This window comes from Georgenia soli, from assembly GCF_002563695.1.
Classification (GTDB): Bacteria; Actinomycetota; Actinomycetes; order Actinomycetales; family Actinomycetaceae; genus Georgenia; species Georgenia soli.
The window spans coordinates 1401820-1419949 of record NZ_PDJI01000004.1 but is presented as its reverse complement, the minus strand read 5'-3'; the positions used below and the strand labels follow the sequence as shown (position 1 = coordinate 1419949).

Below are 18130 nucleotides of genomic sequence, written 5' to 3'. Positions count from 1 at the left end.
ACCATCTGAAATCTCGACCGTTGCCCGCGGCTGCCGGACGAACCAGAGTGAGAGCAAGGACATCTAGCCAACGGAGGCAACCATGTCGACAGACGTGTCCAGGCCGGCACCTGTCCCGGCACCCACCGACGCCGGGTCACCCGCACCCGAGCTGCCCGACGACGTACGGGCCCGGCTCTACGAGACGATGGTGCTCTCCCGCACCTTCGAGGAGGCCATCCTCCGCGAGTACCACGCCGACAAGGGACCCGGTTTCGACATCGGCAAGGGCCTGGTCCCGGGGGAGATGCACCTCTCCGCCGGCCAGGAACCCGTCGCGGCGGGGGTGTGCGCGCACCTGACCACGGACGACGCCGTCACCGCCACGCACCGGCCGCACCACTTCGCCGTCGCCCACGGCGTCGACCTGAAGAAGATGACCGCCGAGATCTTCGGCCGTGAGACCGGCCTCGGCCGCGGCCGAGGCGGCCACATGCACCTGTTCGACCCCGAGACGCACTTCTCCTGCTCCGGCATCATCGCCGAGGGCTACCCGCCCGCGTTGGGCATGGCGTTCGCGTTCAAACGTCGGGGGACCGGCGGGATCGCCGTCGCCGTGACCGGTGAGGGGGCCGCGAACCAGGGGGCCTTCCACGAGTCCCTCAACCTTGCCGCGCTGTGGAAGCTCCCGGTCGTGTTCGTCGTCGAGGACAACGAGTGGGGCATCTCGGTCCCGCGGACCGCGTCCACGTCCGTGCCGTCCAACGCCGTGCGGGCGGCCGCCTACGGGATCCCCGGCGAGCGGGTGGAGCACAACGACGTCGACGCCGTCTACGCCGCAGCCGAACGGGCGGTCGGCCGCGCCCGGGCGGGGGAGGGCCCGAGCCTGATCGAGGTCGCGACCCTGCGGATGTGGGGCCACTTCGAGGGCGACGCACAGGGCTACCGGGCGGACCTCGAGAGCGTCTCCGCCCTCGATCCCATCCCCCTGTACGAGACCCGGCTGCGGGAGGCAGGCGTCCTCGACGACGCAGCCGTCGCCCGGACCAAGGAGCAGGCCACCGAGAAGGTCGAGGCCGCCGTCGCCTTCGCCAAGGACAGCCCCGTGCCCGACGTCGCCGACGTCATGAAGCACGTCTTCGCCGAGGAGGACCGATGACCACCACCGCCCCCACCCAGCCGGCCACCCGGCGCCTCAACACCTCCAAGGCGATGGTCGAGGCCATCGCCCAGGAGATGGAGCGCGACGAGACCGTCGTGTACCTGGGGGAGGACGTCGGCGAGTACGGCGGCATCTTCTCCTCCACCACCGGCCTGCTCGAGAGGTTCGGCAAGGACCGGGTCATCGACACCCCGATCTCGGAGACCGCGTTCATCGGCCTCGGCATCGGCGCGGCCACCGAGGGCATGCGGCCGATCGTGGAGCTGATGTTCGCCGACTTCATGGGCGTCTGCCTCGACCAGATCTACAACCACATGGCGAAGATCCACTACTTCTCCGGCGGCAACGTCAAGGTGCCGATGGTGCTGACGACGGCGGTCGGCGGCGGGTACTCCGACGGCGGGCAGCACTCGCAGTGCCTGTGGGCCACCTTCGCGCACCTGCCGGGGATGAAGGTCGTCGTGCCGTCCAACCCGGCGGACGCCAAGGGCCTGATGACCTCCGCCATCCGCGACGACAGCCCCGTCGTGTACATGTTCCACAAGGGCATCATGGGCCTGCCCTGGATGGCCAAGAACCGCCGCGCGATCGACGTCGTCCCCGAGGGTGAGCACCTCGTGCCCAGCGGCAAGGCCAACGTGGTCCGGCCCGGGACCGACGTGACGGTGGTGACGCTCTCCCTGTCCGTCCACCACGCGCTCGACGTCGCCGAGAGGCTCGACGGCGAGGGCGTCAGCGCCGAGATCCTCGACCTGCGCTCGCTCGTGCCGCTCGACCGGGAGGCGATCCTGGAGTCCGTGGGGAAGACGGGCCGGCTCGTCGTCGTGGACGAGGACTATCTCTCCTTCGGGCTCTCGGGGGAGGTGGCCGCGACGATCACCGACAAGGATCCGTCGATGCTCAAGGCACCGGTGCAGCGGGTGACGATGCCGGACATCCCGATCCCGTACGCCCACGACCTCGAGTACGCCGTCCTGCCGCGGCAGGAGCGCATCGAGGCCGCGGTGCGGAGGGTGCTGGCATGACGGACGTGCTCTTCCCGCCCCTCGACGAGACCAGGCCCGACACCGAGGGGGTGCTCGCCACCTGGTACGTCGCCGACGGCGAGCAGGTGTCCGAGGGGCAGCTCCTCGGCGAGGTGCAGGTGGACAAGGTCGACGCGGAGGTGACGGCCCCGGCCGCCGGAACGGTACGGCTCCTGGTCGCCGAGGACGACGCCGTCAGGCAGGGGGCGCCCATCGCGCGGATCGAGTAGGCACACGACGCGGCGCGCCCACCGGACCCACACCCGGTGGGCGCGCTCGTGCGTGCTCGTCCGCTACGAGCTGATGGCTGGCCTGAGCGGCTGAGACCGGCGAGGGTGGTCCCATGAACGCCGGGCTGCTGGCCCTCGTGCTGGCCGCGGTCATCCTGGGGTGCGTGCTGCAGCGCACGAGCGGCATGGGCACCGGCCTCGTGGTGGCTCCTGCACTCGCGCTCGCGATCGGGCCCGTCACCGGCGTGATGCTGACGAACGCGACGACGATCATGTCCGCGCTCCTGCTGACCCTGGCGGCGCGGGCGGAGATCGACTGGCGGCGCTACGCCGTCGTGGCTCCGGTGGTGGTCCTCGGGGCGGTCCCGGCCGCGCTGCTGGTCCGCGAGGCGGACACCGGCGTGCTCGAGGTGATCATCGGCGTCGTGGTGCTGACCGGCCTGGGCGGGGCGGTGCTGTGGCGGGGCATGCCGGTCGTGGGCGGCCGGGTCCCGGGCCTGGCCGCGGGCGTGGTCGGGGGCTTCCTCAACACCGCGGTCGGCGTGGCCGCGCCGGCGATGCTGATCTACGCCCGCGCCACCGGGTGGGAGCAGCGGCCCTTCGCCGCCACGCTCCAGCCGATCTTCCTCACCATGGGAACGGTGTCCCTCGTGACCAAGCTGGGCGTCGGCGCGGCGGGTCCCGCCGGTCCGCCCGACGGGTGGCTGGTGGCCGCCGTGGCGTGCGCCGTGCCGGTCGGCGTCCTGCTCGGCGGACGTGTGGCACGCAGGGTCTCAGCTGGCGCGGCGCGCCGGCTCGCCGTCGTCGTGGTGTCGGTCGGGGCGATGGGGACGCTCGTGCGCGGGGTCGCCAGGCTCGTGACGACGACCTGAGTGCGGAACGCCGCTCGGCGCCCGCCCACGAGCGCTGCTCGACACGGCGAGCGCAGTGCGCCAGTGGCGCTCGCGGTGTCGTGCAGCGGTCGCAGGGTGGCGGCGAACCAGGCTGCCGAGCCGCGGCCCCCTCCGCCGGCACCCGAGATGCCGACCGTGCGCCGTCCCCTCATGATGTGGTTCTCGAGGTCTGCCCGTCGCGAAGGAGCGAAGAGCATGTCTGACAGCAACCGCAGCCGGCCGGGGCCGGAGCAGCCCGCCACCGCCACCGGGTTCGCCGAGCGGGCGTCGGCGCCGCCCGGCCCCACCACCGAACGAACCGGGGGCACCTACCGCACGTTCGACGAGGTGCAGGAGATCCTCAGCCCGGCCGAGCAGAGGCTGGAGCGGCTGCGCCGCACGGCCGGCCTGTTCCTCGGCCCGCTCGCCGGGATCGCCGTCTACCTCGCCACCGGCACGCTCGACGAGCCGGCCCAGCGCCTGGCCGGGATCCTCACCTTCGTCATCGTCTACTGGATCACCGAGGCCATCCCGATCCCGGTGACGGCGATCCTCGCGATCTCGCTCGTGGTGATCTTCGAGGTCGCGCCGGCCGCCGACGTGTTCGCCCTCTTCGGCAACCCGACCCTGTTCGTCTTCCTCGGCGGCTTCATCATCGCCGAGTCCATGCGCAAGCACGGCCTGGACCGCCGCTTCGCCTTCGGGGTCCTGAGCCTGCCGGGCGTGGGCAGCTCGGTCGTGCGGATCATCATCGCGTTCGGCGCGATCACCGCGCTGCTCAGCGCCTTCGTCTCCAACACGGCGACCGCGGCGATGATGATGCCCATCGGCGTCGGCATCGTCACCTTCATCGCCGGCGTCATGTCGGCCGAGGCCGGGAAGGAGCTCGACCCTCGACGGCTGCGCTTCGCCACCGCCCTGATGCTCATGGTCGCCTACGGCGCGAGCGTCGGCGGCCTGCTCACCCCGGTCGGCAGCCCGCCCAACCTCATCGGGCGCGGGCTGATCGAGGAGGCGACGGGGGAGACCATCCCGTTCTTCACGTGGATGGTGCTCGCCTTCCCGATCGTGCTGCTGATGTTCGTCGCGCTGTGCGTCATCCTCGTCGCCCTCAACCGGCCCGAGGTCAAGCGCATCTCCGGCGTGGACGAGTACGTCCGCCTGGAGCGCGACCAGCTCGGCCCCATGGGCCCCGGCGGGCGGAACACCCTCATCGCCTTCGCCGTCGCCGTCGTGCTGTGGGTGACGCCCGGCGTCGTCGGTCTCGTCACCGGCGGCGAGGGGGCGCTGTACGAGAACGTCACGGCGCGCATGAACGAGGGTGCCGTCGCCGTCGTCGCGGCGAGCCTGCTGTTCCTGCTGCCCGTCGACTTCTCGCGGCGCCAGTTCACCATCAGCTGGAACGACGCCACCAAGATCGACTGGGGCACCATCCTCCTCTTCGGCGCCGGCATCACCCTCGGCAGCCTGCTCGGCTCCACCGGCCTGGCCGAGACGATGGGCGCCTCGCTCAGCGACCTCCTCGGCGTCAGCTCGCTGCTCGGCCTGACGCTCCTCGCCACCGTCATCGCGGTCATCATCAGCGAGACGACGTCGAACACCGCGAGCGTCGGCGTGGTGGTGCCGATCGTCATCCCGCTGGCCGAGGCCGCGGGCGTCAACCCCGTCATCCCGGCCGTCGCCGCGATCTTCGGGGCGTCCTTCGGGTTCATGCTGCCGGTCTCCACCCCGCCGAACGCGATCGTCTACGGCACCGGCATGGTCCCGATCATGAAGATGGTCCGCTCTGGGATTGTCTTCGACATCGTCGGGATCGTGCTCATCGTCGCCGGCGTGATGGGGATGGGCGCGCTGCTCGGGCTGGGGTAGCCCCGCGGGTCGGGCTCGACCACGGCGGGCGGCGGGAGCCTCTGACGGGAGCGGCGTCCGAACGGGCCCGTGAACGCGCGTCGCGTCGCTACGCTCCCGCCGTGCCGACGACGCGCCTCACCGCAGCCAGCGTCCCGACGGCGGAGCGGGCGACCTTCCTCCGCGCCGTCGCCCTGGTCCTGGCGCTGGCCTGGTCCACGGTGGGGTTCGCGACGACGGACCTGTGGGTGGTCATCCCGCCCGGCCACCCGCTCTTCGCCGCGGACGAGGCGATGCTCGAGGCCGGGTGGGGCATCTACCTCAGCTGCCTCGTGGTGCTCCCGCTGCTGGCGCTGGTGCTGCGCCCCGACCTCGGTCGCGCGGTGGTGACCCAGCTCGGCGTCGTCGCGGCATGCACCGTGCCCGTCGCCGCGCTCTCGCTGGACGCGGCGTTGTTGCTCTTCGGCGCCGTCCTGGCCGTGACGGCCCTTCCCGTGGCGTGGCCGGCACGCGAGGGACGACGGCGTCGGCCGGGCGACCGGCGCCGGCTCACCGTGGGGTGGGCGGCGGCCACGCTCGCGGTCTTCGCGGGTCTCCCGTGGGGCGGCTTCATGCGGACCTCCGGCGACTACTACCCGGCCGGCTCGCGCAACGGCGCGATCCTGCTGCTCGCCACGGTGGCTGCGGCGTGGCTGCTCGCCGCCGTGTCGCGGCGTCGGCCGTCTGGGGGGCCCGCGGTGCGGGACCGGGCCACGACCGCCGTGCTGGGTGTCGTCGCGCTGGGCGCCGCGCCGTGGCTCGTCTACCTGTGGCACCTCTGCTCCACGGCCCGGCACGTCGACTCCTACCTCACCAACGGCATCGACCACTGGCCGGCACAGGCCGCGGGCACTCTCGCGGTGCTCGCCCTGCCGGTGTCCGCGGTGCTCGGCCGGGGCTCCGTGCGGCTGGCCGGGGCGACCGCGGGGCTGACGGGGATCCTGCTCGGCGCGTTCTCGCTGCTGTACCAGGACGTCGCCGCCTCCCTCGGTTCGCTGTGGGGCGCACTCGCGATCGCCTGGGGTTGTGCGCTGAGCGGGGCGAGCCTGCTTCCGGCGCGGACGCGGTCCGGAGCGGGAGCACCCGCGGGGGACGGCCGGGATCCCATGGACGCCGTACGGGGGCGAACCGGCCCCCGGTGATAGAAACGGACCGTGGACGTCGCCGCTCTCGTGCTCGCAGGGGTGGGTGCCGTGTTCGCCCTGGTGGCGGCGGGCGTCAACCACTTCCTCGTCACGAGGATGGAGAGGCTGTGCACCGCGGTCACTGACGGCTCGGTGGTCCGGATCGTCCGCTCCAGCGACATGTACTACCCGGTGATCCGCTACGAGGTCGCCGACCGGGTGTACGACCGGCGCAAGCAGGTGACCGTCAACAAGGGCACGACCTTCCGCGTCGGGGCGCGGACGCACGGCCACGTGGACGTCGGCTACGACGTCGGCGAGCAGGTGCGCGTCCGGTACGACCCCGACAGACCCACCCGGTGGTTCATCGAGGGCGACACCCAGACCCGGACCTTCGTGAAGATCTTCGGCCTGGTCGGAGCGTTGTTCCTGTCGCTCGGTGCGCTGGCCGGGATCGCGGCGCTGACCGGCGCCTGAGAGGTGCGGCACGCCGCATTCCACATCGCCGCGCTCCCGTGAAACGTAACATCGAAAGGTGTCCGTAAAAGCAGCTCCTCCGCGCAGATCTCCCTGGCGCATGCGCGGCATCGTCACCGTTGCGGTCATCCTCCTCGGCCTCGCCGTCGACGGCCTCACCGGCGCCCTGATGCTGCTGGGCCTCGGCGCGTTGCTGATGGGGCTGCTCGCGCTCGTCACCGGCCGCACGGTGCTCTCCCTGCCCGGCCGCAAGGGCGGGGCGCGCGCCGTCGTCGCATCTTTCGTGCTCCTCGGCTTCGGTGCCGCGACCATCCCGGCCGCCTCCAGCGAGCCGGAGCCGGCGGCCGCTCCCGCCGTCGTCCGCTCTCCCTCCACGACGGCGGAGGCGACGGCGGACGTCACCGCGGCGCCGTCGTCGGCCCCGAGCCCGACGCCCGCCGGCGGGGTGACGGCCCCGGAGGCCGCCGCGGAGGCGCCGCCCGGGAGCGCGCTGGCCGCCGCCGGGACGCTCGAGGTCAAGGGCCGCGCGCCGAAGACCGGGTACGACCGCGATCTCTTCGCCTACCGCGAGGTGGACCTGGACCGCAACGGCTGCGACGTGCGCAACGACGTCCTGCGCCGTGACCTCACGGAGGTGTCGATCAGGCCGGGGAGCAACGGCTGCGTCGTCGACACCGGGATGCTGGCCGACCCGTACTCCGGGGCCGTCATCCCCTTCGTGCGGGGCGTGGACACCTCGAGCGACGTGCAGATCGACCACGTGGTCGCCCTCTCCGACGCCTGGCAGAAGGGCGCGCAGCAGTGGGACGAGTCGCGGATGCGCCAGTTCGGCAACGACCCGCTCAACCTGCTCGCCGTCGACGGACCGCTGAACGCGCAGAAGGGTGATGGAGACACCGCCACCTGGCTGCCGCCGAACAAGGCGTTCCGCTGCGCGTACGTCGCGCGGCAGGTCGCGGTGAAGGTCGGCTACGAGCTGTGGGTGACCGAGGCGGAGCGCGACGCGATGGTCGGCGTGCTGTCCACCTGCCCGGACGAGCCGCTGCCGGTGGGCGAGACAGCTCCGCTGGCGCCTGAGCGCGAGGCTGCGGCGCCGGTACCTGCTCCGGCCCCGGCTCCGGCTCCCGCCCCGGTCGCTCCCGCACCTGCCCCGGCGCCCGCGCCCGCTCCCGCCGCCCCCGGGGGAGCGGGGGACCCGCGGTTCGGGACCTGCAAGGAGGCGCTCGCCGCCGGCTACGGCCCCTACGTGGCGGGCCGGGACGCGGAGTACGACTGGTACCGGGACGGTGACGGCGACGGCGTCGTCTGCGAGTGACCCCGGCCGCGTCGACGGGCGGGGACGCTCGGCGGGGCCCACGACGGCCCGGTGAGGTCGGTGCGGCCCGGTGATCAGTCGCCGAGGATCGCGCGCGGCGTCATCCGGACCGACGTGCGCGACGAGCCGAGTCGTGGGGCGGCGATCGCGCGGGCGACGTCGTCGGCGACCGTCATGTCCGCGGCCAGGGCCGCGAACTGGGCCTGCCAGCTCGCAGCCGTGCTCTCCCAGCAGGCGTCCCGGCGGGGAGTGGTCCACGGGTAGGGGTCCTGCTCGACGAAGTTCTCACCGCTGACGTCGTCGGGGATCTCGCCGAGGCGGTAGCGGCGCCGGCGGGCGATCACCTCGTGAAGCCCGGGGGTGAGGTCGGTCAGGAGGATCTCGATCGCCTCGTCGGCGTTGCCGTCCGCGTAGCCGGACACCCGGACGCGGTCGTCGGCCTCGAACCGGGTCGACGCCTCCTGCACCTGCCGCATCAGGGCCGCCTCGGCGAGCACGAGCACGAACCGGTTCACGGCCCGGACGACGATCGCCGGAGGCTCGGTGAGCAGCACCTCGTCGAGCCGCGGGCGGGGCGGGAGGTAGCGACCGAGGTCGGGCACGGTGGTGACGTCGTCGACCGCCGTGACGGCCTTGCCCCAGACGGCCTGGCCGCGCGCCTGCAGGACGGCCGCGCGCAGGTCCGCGGTGTCGTCCTTGAGCGCCTTCTCGGTCGGCTCCCACAGGCGCTTGCGGCTCGGGTAGTCGTCCTCGTGCATGTCACGAGTCTGGCAGGCAGTGCCTCCTCGACCGCACGTACCCGAACGGGAGAACGCCTGCACACCGCCGGACCACCGTGAGAGGCTGCCACATGGCTCACGCGCTCGCCCGAGCCCGCGGCATGTTCCGGTCCCTCGCCTGGTCCTACGGCACCGACTGGGGGCAGCGCCGCAAACGCGCCTTCTACGGGGCGTTCGTCGGCCCCGGGGATCTCGCCTTCGACGTCGGCTCGCACGCCGGCAACCGGGTGCTGGCGTTCCGCCGGATCGGTGCGCGGGTGGTGGCGGTCGAGCCCCAGCCGGACTTCGTCCGGGTCCTCCAGCTGCTCTACGGGCGCGACCGCGGTGTGCAGATCGAGGCGTGCGCGGTGGGGGCGGAACGCGGGACGGCCCAGATGCGCGTGAGCACGCGGACCCCCACCGTTTCCACGTTGGCGCACTCGTGGGTGGACGACGTGCAGCGCGCCGCCAGCTTCCGGGCCACCACGTGGGACGGCGAGGTGACCGTGACGGTGCGGACGCTGGACGAGCTGATCGAGCGTCACGGCACGCCACACTTCTGCAAGATCGACGTGGAAGGTTTCGAGCTCGAGGCGCTGCGCGGCCTCACGCGGCCCCTGCCCGCGCTCTCCTTCGAGTACATCCCCGTGGTGATGGACCGGGCGCTCGGGTGCGTGAAGCGGCTGACCGAGCTCGGCGACTACCGGTTCACGTTCTCCCGGCTCGAGTCCTTCCGTTTCGCCACGCCCGGCTGGCTGGACGCCGCGGGCATCAGCGACGTGCTCGCGAGCCTCCCGGCCGACGAACGCCCCGGAGACGTCTACGCCGTCGGTGCTGGTGCCGGTCGACGCGGGGGAGCCGATCGTCCGAGAACCGGCGGCCGCTCCCGCGGGTGAGGGCAACGGGCGCCGCCTCCTGGGAGGCGTGCCGCCTGCCACGGCCGGCGGAGGCAGAGAAAAGGCCCCCGGAGGCAGCCGATGCGTCTGGGGGAAAGCCGCACCGTCGCCCCCGGGGGTACCCAGTACAACACCGGCGGGTGCGGAATGGTTCCCGGTTCGACCACGGATCTTTTCCGACGGCGCCTTCGCCCCTGGCGTCAGGTGCTCCGGCGGCGTCCGCGGTGCTCGTGGACGAAGCCCCAGCCGACCCCGAGGACACCCATCGCGAGCCCGGCGTAGCAGACGTGCAGCCAGTTCTCGTCCACCCGGCCCTGCCCGGCCAGCACGGCGATGACCACGGTGGCGACGCCCCACAGCACCGTGCCGTCCACCGTCAGCGTGATGGCGTTGACCTTGGCCGGCGGGGGGTCCGCGCGGCGCTGGAACAGGTGCAGGTTCGCCATGGTCCGAGCGTATCGGCCAGCGGTGACGTGGGGATCCGCTCGGCTCGTGGGCCGGTAGTCACCCGGCAGCTGACGCCCGGCCGACCGCGCGGGCAGGACCGTCACCCGACTCCGGCCCCGGCTGCGCCACCACCCGCAGGACGACGGCGGCCCACAGCGCCCCGAGCAGCCAGCCCGCCAGCACGTCGCTGGGGTAGTGGACGCCGAGATACACCCGCGTGACACCTACGCCGACGACGAGGACGACGGCGACCGCGGGCGCCGCCGCCCGGGCGGACCCGTGCCCCGTGAGAACTACCGCGAGGACCACCAGGACGGCGGCCGACTGCGCCGCGTGCCCTGAGGGAAAGCTGGGCGAGACGACGTCGAGCACCGGACCGAGCGACGGCCGGACGCGGCCGACGAGCAGTTTCGTCGTGTCCACCAGGACCACGATCCCGACGGCCGCGGCACACGCGGCCACCGTCCACGCGGGCCGACGGCGGATCACCAGCCACGCGGCCGCGACGGCCAGCAGCGGGCCGAGGGTGCGCATGGAGCCGAGCTCGGTCAGCGTGGTCATCCCGGACGTCAGCGGGGCCGTGCGCACGCTCGCCGCCCACGCGACGACGGCGCGGTCGGTCGGGGAGACGCCTGACCCGATCAGCAGGCCGACGCCTGTGGCCGCGGTCAGCAGCAGCACCGCCCAGCCGAGGAGCAGCAGCGCGGACCGCCAGGGGGACCGGCGCGGGAAAGCCAGCCGGACGGCCGACGGCGCGGCCGGGCCCCGACGCCCCGGGCTGCCCTCGCTCACCGACCCAGCGTGCCAGAAACGTCCCGACCCGCCGACGCCCTGGGCCTGCCCGGCCGACGTGACGACCGCCGTCGGGAACGCCTCCGGTCATCGGCGCGTCCTGTCAGAACCGCGGCGGCCGATCGTCGTCGGGAATGCCCGAGGTGGGCCGGGCGTTGGACCGGAGGATTGAATGCGATTGCATTGACTGTGTGGTTCCGCCGGCGCGAGGCCGGCCAGGTTGGAGGAAGTTGCCATGAAGTTCGAGCGAGGATCCATCGGGACGGTGGCGGAGGAGGGTCTCCCCGAGGAGGTCGACGTCGCGATCGTCGGGTCCGGCGGGGCGGGGCTGATGGCAGCCCTCACAGCGGCCAAGGAGGGAGCGCGCGTTCTCGTCGTCGAGTCCCGGGAGCTGGTCGGTGGCGCCACCGGGATCTCCGCCGGCGCCGCGTGGATCCCCAACCACGGCTTCTCCACCAAGGAGCTGAAGGTGAAGGACTCTCTGGACGAGGCCCGGCGGTACATCTACGGCCAGGGCCGCGACCAGACCCTCGACCACGACCTCGTGGAGAAGTTCCTGGAGACCGGCCCCTACGTCGCCAGGTACATCGAGAAGCACACCGCCTTCGGGTGGATCCCGACGATCTGGCCGGACTACCGCTCCGACATCGACGGCGCGTCCGTCGGCCGGGCGCTCTTCCCCGGGCCGTACTCGCCCGCGGGGCTCGGCGAGGCCGCGAAGTACGTGCGACCGGCCCTGACGACCGGCATGGCCAAGAACCCGCTCCCGTTCTGGCTGCTCGGCGGGATCGGCATCGACGACGTCTGGCTCGCCGGACCGGCACTTGTCGGGGCCCTGCTCGAGGCGTCCCTGCGCAACGGTGTCGACGTGCGCGTCGAGGCGCCCGCGACCCGACTGGTCGTGGAGGACTCCGAGGTGAGGGGCGTCGTCGTGAGTTCCGGCGGCGCCGAGCACACGGTCCGCGCCACCCGCGGCGTGCTCCTGGCCAGCGGCGGGTTCGAGAGCTCGGACGAGACCACCACGGCCTACCTCGGCGCACCCTTCGGCGTGCAGGTCTCTCCCAAGGGGCACGACGGCATCGCCGTGCAGCTGGCCGAGGAGGTCGGCGCCGACCTGACCGGCATGGAGGACGCCTGGTGGATGCCCGGCGTGCAGCTCCCCGGTGAGGAGCTCGAGGGCCGCCCGCTGGCTCGCGTGTTCCTCGGGGAGCGGGCCCTCCCGCACAGCATCATGGTGAACAGCAAGGGTGAGCGCTTCGCGAACGAGGCGCTGGCCTACGACCAGTTCGGCCAGATCATGCGCGAGATCGACCCGGAGACGGGCACCATGCCGAACGCCACCGCGTGGCTGATCTTCGACCAGAACTACTGGGAGAAGTTCGGCATCTTCGGCGTCACCCCGGGCGGGGAGGTGCCCGACTACCTCGAGCGCGCCAGCACCTTGTCGGAGCTCGCGGCGAAGATCGGGGTCGACGAGGTGGGGCTGCTCCGCACCGTCGACCGGTTCAACCCCGAGGCTGCACGCGCCCGCGACCCGGAGTTCAACCGCGGCGGCACGATGTTCGACCGCTACTTCGGCGCCTACTACCCCCGGCTGGGCAAGAACTCGCCGGACGCGCGGTTCCCCGCCGCCACCGCCAAGGCTCGCACGGCCATCGCCGGCGCGATCGGCCCGGTCGTCAGCAAGCTCGCCGGACGGGTGGCGAAGAAGAACGACTTCGAGCGCATCCGTTCTCTCGTGGTCGGGCCGCTGGCGAAGATCATCCGGCCCGTGCTCAAGAGCCCCCGGTCGAGCGTGCTCGGGCCGATCGACACCGCGCCGTACTACGCGCTCAAGGTCGAGGCCAGCGCGCTCGGCACCGTGGGCGGGCCGAGGACCGACGCCGTCGGCCGGGCGCTCAACAAGGAGGGCCAGGTCATCCCGGGCCTGTACTCCGCCGGCAACGCGGGCGGCGCGCCCACGAAGGGCTTCTACGGCGGCGCCGGCGGAACCATCTCGCTCGGCCTGGTGTTCGGTCACCTCGCGGGACGAGAGGCAGCCCGTCGGCAGGCCTCCACGCAGGCGGCGCGCGTCTCCGCGTGAGCCACGCGAGAGTGGTGCGAGCCAGGCTCGCACCACTCCTGCCGGGCTGGCACCCGCTGAAAAGGTGTCCTTCACCGGTCCGGGCAAATGAGGGCATCCAGACGCCCTGACGGACGACAACGGGGAAGATCACTGTCGCCAGACGACAGGGATCTTCCCCGTTGTTGTGTTGCCCCGGTCGCGAGCGGTAGCGCTGATATCGCGCGGAGCCCGACGGCGGAAGCCGAGTGTGCGACGGCGGTGCGGTCCGGTGCCGGGAGCCGACCATCCGTCGTGGGGACGGCCTAGCTCTCGACGCGCTCGACGTCGTCCGCGACGACCGGGACCGGCGGGCCGGCCGGGGCCGCGGGAGTGAGGACCGAAGCGTAGTCGTGCTCGCTGGAGTAGCGCAGGAACGACAGGTGCGCCTCGTAGCGGTCGAGGACGTCGTTGATGACCTGCTGCTGGGTCAGGCCCATGAGGTCGTAGCCCTCGGTGCCGGTCTGGGTGAAGACCTCGATCTTGTAGTAGATGTCGTCGCCCTTGGACATGGGCCGGCCGCCGATGCTGGGCACCGGGGCCTGGACCGCGGCCGTCTGGTAGTGGAAGTCGCGGTGCTCCTCCATGTTGACCACCAGCGTGTGCTCGTCGACGTCCGTCTCGGGGTTCGGGGTGGTCGTCAGCGTCGCCTCGTAGCCCTGCTCCCGGAACTCGGCGGCGACGGCGGTCAGGGCCGGGTGCACCACCCGCTCCATGAACTGCGCGACCGCCCGCTTCGACGGGTACGAGCGCAGCTGGGCGAGGCGCTGCTTCCACGTCTTCTCGGGCACCTGGCCGCCGTGGGCCGCGGCGGAGCGCCGGCGGACGACCTGCCCCTCGCGCTCGGCCCGCTCCATGCGCAGCACCTTCGAGAACGAGGCCATCACGAGGTAGGCGATGATCGTGACCGGGAAGGCGAAGATCAGCGTCGCGTACTCCATGGTGGTGACGCCGCCGGCCACGAGCATGGCGATGGTCAGCAGCGCGGTGACCACGGCCCAGAAGATCCGGAGCCACTTGGCGCCGTCCTGGGCGGGGTCGGGGATGGTGGAGGAGAAGTTCGCCATCACCATGGCGCCGGAGTTGGCGCTGGTGAGGTAGAAGAGCAGGCCGGACAGGGTGGCCAGGCCGATGAGGAACGCGGCGCCGGGGAACATCTCCAGCAGCGCGTACCAGCCCTGCTCCGGCTGGTCGATGGCGAGCTGGGCGAACTCGGTGTCGCCTCCCATGACGACCGACAGCGCGGAGTTGCCGAAGATCGAGACGATGACGAAGTCGCACAGCACCGGCGCGGTGATGGCGGCGATGACGAACTCGCGCAGGGTGCGGCCGCGGGAGATGCGGGCCAGGAACAGGCCGACGAACGGGCCCCACGCCAGCCAGAACGCCCAGAAGAAGAGGGTCCAGCCGCCCATCCAGCTGGCACCGTCGGCCTCGTAGGCGAAGGTCTCCAGGGTGCGGGCGGGCAGGGTGCCGATGAACCGGCCGATGTTGGTGACGAGGGCGTTGAGCAGGAACGCGGTCTGCCCGGTGACGAGGATGTAGAGCATCATCGCGCCGGCGATCCACAGGTTGAGCTCCGAGACGATGCGGATGCCCTTGTCCACGCCGGAGAGGCAGCCGGCGATGGTCATGACGACGGCGACCAGCACCAGGGCGATCTGCAGCGCCAGCCCCTCGGGCAGGCCGAACAGCCAGGAGAAGCCGACGTTGAGCAGGACGACCCCGATGCCCATGGAGGTCGCGACGCCGAAGACGGTGCCGATGAGGGCGAAGATGTCGATGGCGTCACCGGCGGCGCCGCGCACCCGCTTGCCGAGCAGCGGGTACAGCGCCGCGCGGATCGACAGCGGCATGCCCCACCGGTAGGCGAAGTAGCCCATCGCCATCCCCAGCAGGGAGTACATCGACCAGCCGGAGATGCCGTAGTGGAACATCGTCCACACGACGGCGTCCTGGGCGGCCTGGGCGGACTGCGGGTCGCCCGTCGGCGGCATCATGTACTGCGCGATCGGGCCGGTGACCGAGTAGAACAGCAGGTCGATGCCGACGCCGGCGCCGAAGAGCATGGCCACCCACGTGAACAGGTTGTACTGGGGCCGGGAGTGGTCCGGTCCCAGGCGCACCTGGCCCTCCTTCGAGAAGGCCACCCAGAGCACGAAGAGGATCACCGCGACCACGGTGACGACGTAGACCCAGCCGAGGTTCGTCGCGATGCCCAGGACCATCTCGCGCATGACGTTCGCGGCGTGGGTGGGGGCGAGCATCGCCCACAGCGAGAAGGCCACGATCACGGCGGCCGAGATGATGAACACGCGCCAGTTCACGCGCGGGCCGCGGTCCTCCGCCAGCTCGGTGGGGCCCTTGCTGAGCTCGGCGCTGGAGATGGGGGCCCGGCGCTCGTCGTCGGTCCGGGGCCGGCGCCGCTCCGTCGCGCCGAACCGGCCGCGGTCGATCCTCGACTCTTCGGTGCTGGGTGTCGCTTCGTGCTCGGCTGTCACGCGTTCTCCTTGCCTCGGGACCTGATCTGGGGCGGGGCGGCAGGGCGCGAGCCGCAGCCAACTCCTCAGTTCCGAGGCGACACGGGGAGACCGGTCCCGGCGGTTCAAGCACCCAGCCGTGCTACCGCCGTGGGGACACTGGCTCGCCTTTCACGATACGTACGAGCCGCCCGCATTCCAACGCTATGTCGGAAAAGTCATCAAGGTCACGCAAAGCCCGGGCCAACGGCTGTCGGGCCGGGCCTGCCCCGGGTCAAGGGACCGCCTGGCGTTGCGCGGCGGCGGGTTAGCAGTGCTGACCGCGCCACTCCCGCGGTGAGCGGGATGCGGGAGAGGGGTGCCGGAAAAGCCCGAAGTGTGCTTGCGTTCTCGTAGCCCGACCCGGGCGGGCCCCGTCCGGCGGGCGCTCAGGGCGTGCCGCAACGTCGCGGAGGAAGGAAGAGACCCATGGCCGAGGAGACCGGCGGGGCGTCCGACATGTTCGGGACGTCCCGGTCGGAGCTGCTGGTGGACTTCATCGTCTCGTTGGACGGCTTCGCGTCCGCGGAGGGGTGGCCGGGGTGGTGGGGGCTGGAGGGGCCGGAGTACCTCGACTGGCTCGAGGAGCAGCCCGAGGGCAGGTACACGATCCTGATGGGCGCCAACACGTACCGGCTGATGTCCGGCTTCGCCGCCGAGTTCGACGCCGCGGCCGCCGAGGAGCCGACGGACGAGCAGTCGAGCATCGACGAGCTGGGCCGGGCGCAGAAGATCGTCTTCTCCTCGACGCTCGAGGGGGAGCCGCCGTGGCCGAACACCCGCCTGGTGCGCGGGGACGCCGTGGCGGCCGTGACGGAGATGAAGCGGAGCGGTGCCGGACCGATGCGCACGATGGGGAGCCTGACCCTGTGCCGGTCGCTCCTCGCCGCCGGACTGGTGGACCGGCTGCGGCTGGTCGTCTTCCCGGTGATCACGGGCAGGACCGGCCGTGAGCGGATCTTCGAGGGCTATCCCGACGTCGCCCTCGACCTGGTCCAGAGCCGCACGTTCGACCGCCGGCTCCAGCTGCTGGAGTACGTGCCGACCGTCCTCCCCGGGCCGCCGGGCTCTCCCGCGGCCTGACCTTGGCGACGACGGCGCCCCGGCTTTTCGTCGATCGTGCCTCGGGCCCGCGGGTGCCAGACCTGGTCTCGGCGCACGGGCACGAGGCTGACCGCCACGCTCCAGGCCTGAAAGGCCCGGCTGGAACGAGAACGCCCGCGCACCTCCCGTCCGTCGGACGGGAGGCGCGCGGGCGGTTCGCCGGCTACCGAGGTGCTACGGCGTCACCGTGGTTCCACGCGGAGGTGCCTGCTCAGAGCGCGGAGCCCTCGGCGGAGGCGGTGAGCTGCTCACCCTCCATGTGGTAGACCATGCACGCGACCTCGCGGTCGTCGTCGAAGTTCCAGGACTCCTCGGACGGGAAGAAGTACTCGATGTCGAGCACGGAGTTGTCGTAGGAGTTGCCGACGAAGCCCTCGAAGTCGGCCCCGCACCGCTCGTCCGCGGCGGCGATGATCTCGTCGTCGCCGGGGAAGTCGCCGCCGGGCAGGTCGAAGACGGTGTAGACCTGGCTGTCGTGCGGCTGGTCGCAGGAGACGGTCTCGATCTCGGCGGGCGCCTCGGTGGTCCCGGTCGCCTGCTCGGCGGCCTGCTCCTCGGGGTAGAGGATGCAGTCGCCGACCTCGACGTCGAACGCGTCGACCGTCTCCGACTCCGCCTGGGTCTCCTCGGCGGCGGCGGAGGTCGCGGGAGCGGGGGCGGCCGCCTCCTCCCCGGCGCTGTCGCTGCAGCCTGCGAGGGCGAAGGTGCCGGCGAGGGCCAGGGCGGCCAGTGCTGTCTTGCGCATGTTCGGACTTTCTGTTTGTTCAGGTGGTGTGATCGGCAGACTAGGGCCGGCTCCGGACGCACCGCGGCCAAATATGGTCTCGGTTCGGTCACATGTATCCAGCGCCGTACCTGCTTGACCTGCGCCTTTACGAGTCTTGGGAGAGCCCTGGGCTCCGCGTCCGGGCGACGCGGCGTTCGTCGCCTCAGTTCATGTGGGTGTGGATCCAGCGCCGGGCCTCCGGGCGGAGCCCGGTCCACGAGGCGATGCTGCTCGTCAGCGCCGTGACGATGAGGCCGTCGCCCGGGTGGAGGTGGGGCACGAGCGCGTCGCGGACGTCGTCGGCCGTGCCCTCGGCGACGACGAAGCAGCTGGAGTCCAGCCCCTGGCACGAGGCCGGAAACTTGGCGAGCTGCTCGAGGAGGCCCGGGTAGGCACAGGCCGGCCGATGCAGGTCATAGGTCACCAGGTATGCCGCCACGAGTCCCAAGATATGGGGATGCCTGGAGTCACCGCAGACTTTTGGAGAGCAGCGTTCGGATACTTCCCGCACGCTGCCGGGCGGCGCCCCCGCCACCGGGAATCCCGACTCGGACCCACGGTACGGAAGCACCGCCCGCCAGTCTGCCGATTGCGCAACAAAACCGACGGGATGCGGCGTCAACGAGCCGCTTCATTCACCGGACGTCCGCCCGATTCTGCTGTTCCATGTCTGCAC

General features: G+C 71.9%; 17 protein-coding genes. 11 read left to right on the top strand and 6 right to left on the bottom strand.

The features are described from left to right. Window positions 1-187: 187 nt before the first annotated feature. From ATJ97_RS07685 to ATJ97_RS07650, 8 genes are all read left to right on the top strand, one after another. Window positions 188-1138 carry a thiamine pyrophosphate-dependent dehydrogenase E1 component subunit alpha gene (locus tag ATJ97_RS07685; protein WP_483866845.1) on the top strand — a complete coding sequence of 317 codons (951 nt, stop codon included), beginning with the start codon at window positions 188-190 and terminating at the stop codon, window positions 1136-1138. Beyond that, the gene (locus ATJ97_RS07680; RefSeq protein WP_098483239.1) at window positions 1135-2166 is read left to right on the top strand and encodes an alpha-ketoacid dehydrogenase subunit beta; all 1032 of its coding nucleotides are present in this window, start codon (window positions 1135-1137) and stop codon (window positions 2164-2166) included. The genes ATJ97_RS07685 and ATJ97_RS07680 overlap by 4 nt, the downstream gene beginning before the upstream one ends. Then, on the top strand, window positions 2163-2396 hold the full coding sequence (locus tag ATJ97_RS07675; RefSeq protein ID WP_098483238.1) for a biotin/lipoyl-containing protein: 234 nt from the start codon (window positions 2163-2165) through the stop codon (window positions 2394-2396). Before ATJ97_RS07680 ends, ATJ97_RS07675 begins: the two co-directional genes overlap by 4 nt. A gap of 113 nt (window positions 2397-2509) precedes the next feature. Next, on the top strand, window positions 2510-3268 hold the full coding sequence (locus ATJ97_RS07670) for a sulfite exporter TauE/SafE family protein (RefSeq protein WP_098483237.1): 759 nt from the start codon (window positions 2510-2512) through the stop codon (window positions 3266-3268). 216 nt (window positions 3269-3484) lie between these two features. Then, entirely contained in the window at window positions 3485-5137 is a 1653-nt protein-coding gene (locus ATJ97_RS07665; RefSeq protein ID WP_098483236.1) for an SLC13 family permease, read from the top strand. A gap of 101 nt (window positions 5138-5238) precedes the next feature. Then, window positions 5239-6297 (top strand): hypothetical protein, encoded by a 1059-nt coding sequence (locus ATJ97_RS07660; RefSeq protein ID WP_098483235.1) that lies wholly within the window; start codon window positions 5239-5241, stop codon window positions 6295-6297. 12 nt (window positions 6298-6309) lie between these two features. Further along, on the top strand, window positions 6310-6756 hold the full coding sequence (locus ATJ97_RS07655; protein ID WP_098483234.1) for a DUF3592 domain-containing protein: 447 nt from the start codon (window positions 6310-6312) through the stop codon (window positions 6754-6756). 100 nt (window positions 6757-6856) lie between these two features. Beyond that, window positions 6857-8071, top strand: a complete 1215-nt coding sequence (locus ATJ97_RS07650) for a GmrSD restriction endonuclease domain-containing protein (RefSeq protein ID WP_245862257.1) — start codon at window positions 6857-6859, stop codon at window positions 8069-8071. Window positions 8072-8145: 74 nt separating this feature from the next. Here ATJ97_RS07650 and ATJ97_RS07645 read toward each other — a convergent pair whose 3' ends face one another. Beyond that, the gene (locus ATJ97_RS07645) at window positions 8146-8829 is read right to left on the bottom strand and encodes a hypothetical protein (RefSeq protein ID WP_098483233.1); all 684 of its coding nucleotides are present in this window, start codon (window positions 8827-8829) and stop codon (window positions 8146-8148) included. 92 nt (window positions 8830-8921) lie between these two features. Between ATJ97_RS07645 and ATJ97_RS07640 the strand changes: the two genes are divergently transcribed. Beyond that, window positions 8922-9725, top strand: a complete 804-nt coding sequence (locus ATJ97_RS07640) for an FkbM family methyltransferase (RefSeq protein ID WP_098483232.1) — start codon at window positions 8922-8924, stop codon at window positions 9723-9725. Between the two features lie 200 nt (window positions 9726-9925). On the opposite strand, the gene ATJ97_RS07635 is transcribed toward ATJ97_RS07640, so the two are convergent. Both ATJ97_RS07635 and ATJ97_RS07630 read right to left on the bottom strand, forming a co-directional pair. Continuing rightward, window positions 9926-10171: a DUF2530 domain-containing protein gene (locus ATJ97_RS07635; protein ID WP_098483231.1), complete on the bottom strand. Its 246-nt coding sequence runs from the start codon at window positions 10169-10171 to the stop codon at window positions 9926-9928. A 58-nt stretch (window positions 10172-10229) separates the two neighbouring features. Beyond that, window positions 10230-10964 carry a phosphatase PAP2 family protein gene (locus ATJ97_RS07630; RefSeq protein ID WP_098483230.1) on the bottom strand — a complete coding sequence of 245 codons (735 nt, stop codon included), beginning with the start codon at window positions 10962-10964 and terminating at the stop codon, window positions 10230-10232. Between the two features lie 235 nt (window positions 10965-11199). On the opposite strand from ATJ97_RS07630, the gene ATJ97_RS07625 reads away from it, so the two are divergent. Continuing rightward, a complete protein-coding gene (locus ATJ97_RS07625) occupies window positions 11200-13047 on the top strand; it encodes an FAD-dependent oxidoreductase (protein ID WP_098483229.1) in 1848 nt (615 codons plus the stop codon). A gap of 284 nt (window positions 13048-13331) precedes the next feature. On the opposite strand, the gene betT is transcribed toward ATJ97_RS07625, so the two are convergent. Next, window positions 13332-15566, bottom strand: coding sequence for a choline BCCT transporter BetT (betT, locus tag ATJ97_RS07620; protein ID WP_098483228.1), 2235 nt, complete (start codon window positions 15564-15566; stop codon window positions 13332-13334). A 447-nt stretch (window positions 15567-16013) separates the two neighbouring features. On the opposite strand from betT, the gene ATJ97_RS07615 reads away from it, so the two are divergent. Then, complete coding sequence (locus ATJ97_RS07615) at window positions 16014-16667, top strand: dihydrofolate reductase family protein (RefSeq protein WP_245862256.1); 654 nt, start codon at window positions 16014-16016, stop codon at window positions 16665-16667. A 232-nt stretch (window positions 16668-16899) separates the two neighbouring features. Here the strand turns inward: ATJ97_RS07615 and ATJ97_RS07610 are convergent, their stop codons facing one another. Both ATJ97_RS07610 and ATJ97_RS07605 read right to left on the bottom strand, forming a co-directional pair. Continuing rightward, window positions 16900-17433, bottom strand: coding sequence for a septum formation family protein (locus tag ATJ97_RS07610; protein WP_098483227.1), 534 nt, complete (start codon window positions 17431-17433; stop codon window positions 16900-16902). 184 nt (window positions 17434-17617) lie between these two features. After that, on the bottom strand, window positions 17618-17893 hold the full coding sequence (locus ATJ97_RS07605) for a hypothetical protein (protein WP_098483226.1): 276 nt from the start codon (window positions 17891-17893) through the stop codon (window positions 17618-17620). Window positions 17894-18130: the final 237 nt, after the last annotated feature.

What these genes read in the sequence shown, in the direction of transcription:
- ATJ97_RS07645 (WP_098483233.1), bottom strand. Translation starts at nt 8,829, where the DNA reads ATGCACGAGGACGACTACCCGAGCCGCAAGCGCCTGTGGGAGCCGACC.
- ATJ97_RS07610 (WP_098483227.1), bottom strand. Translation starts at nt 17,433, where the DNA reads ATGCGCAAGACAGCACTGGCCGCCCTGGCCCTCGCCGGCACCTTCGCC.
- ATJ97_RS07625 (WP_098483229.1), top strand. Translation starts at nt 11,200, where the DNA reads ATGAAGTTCGAGCGAGGATCCATCGGGACGGTGGCGGAGGAGGGTCTC.
- ATJ97_RS07650 (WP_245862257.1), top strand. Translation starts at nt 6,857, where the DNA reads ATGCGCGGCATCGTCACCGTTGCGGTCATCCTCCTCGGCCTCGCCGTC.
- ATJ97_RS07685 (WP_483866845.1), top strand. Translation starts at nt 188, where the DNA reads ATGGTGCTCTCCCGCACCTTCGAGGAGGCCATCCTCCGCGAGTACCAC.
- ATJ97_RS07640 (WP_098483232.1), top strand. Translation starts at nt 8,922, where the DNA reads ATGGCTCACGCGCTCGCCCGAGCCCGCGGCATGTTCCGGTCCCTCGCC.
- ATJ97_RS07665 (WP_098483236.1), top strand. Translation starts at nt 3,485, where the DNA reads ATGTCTGACAGCAACCGCAGCCGGCCGGGGCCGGAGCAGCCCGCCACC.
- ATJ97_RS07675 (WP_098483238.1), top strand. Translation starts at nt 2,163, where the DNA reads ATGACGGACGTGCTCTTCCCGCCCCTCGACGAGACCAGGCCCGACACC.
- ATJ97_RS07615 (WP_245862256.1), top strand. Translation starts at nt 16,014, where the DNA reads ATGGCCGAGGAGACCGGCGGGGCGTCCGACATGTTCGGGACGTCCCGG.
- ATJ97_RS07635 (WP_098483231.1), bottom strand. Translation starts at nt 10,171, where the DNA reads ATGGCGAACCTGCACCTGTTCCAGCGCCGCGCGGACCCCCCGCCGGCC.
- ATJ97_RS07670 (WP_098483237.1), top strand. Translation starts at nt 2,510, where the DNA reads ATGAACGCCGGGCTGCTGGCCCTCGTGCTGGCCGCGGTCATCCTGGGG.
- ATJ97_RS07680 (WP_098483239.1), top strand. Translation starts at nt 1,135, where the DNA reads ATGACCACCACCGCCCCCACCCAGCCGGCCACCCGGCGCCTCAACACC.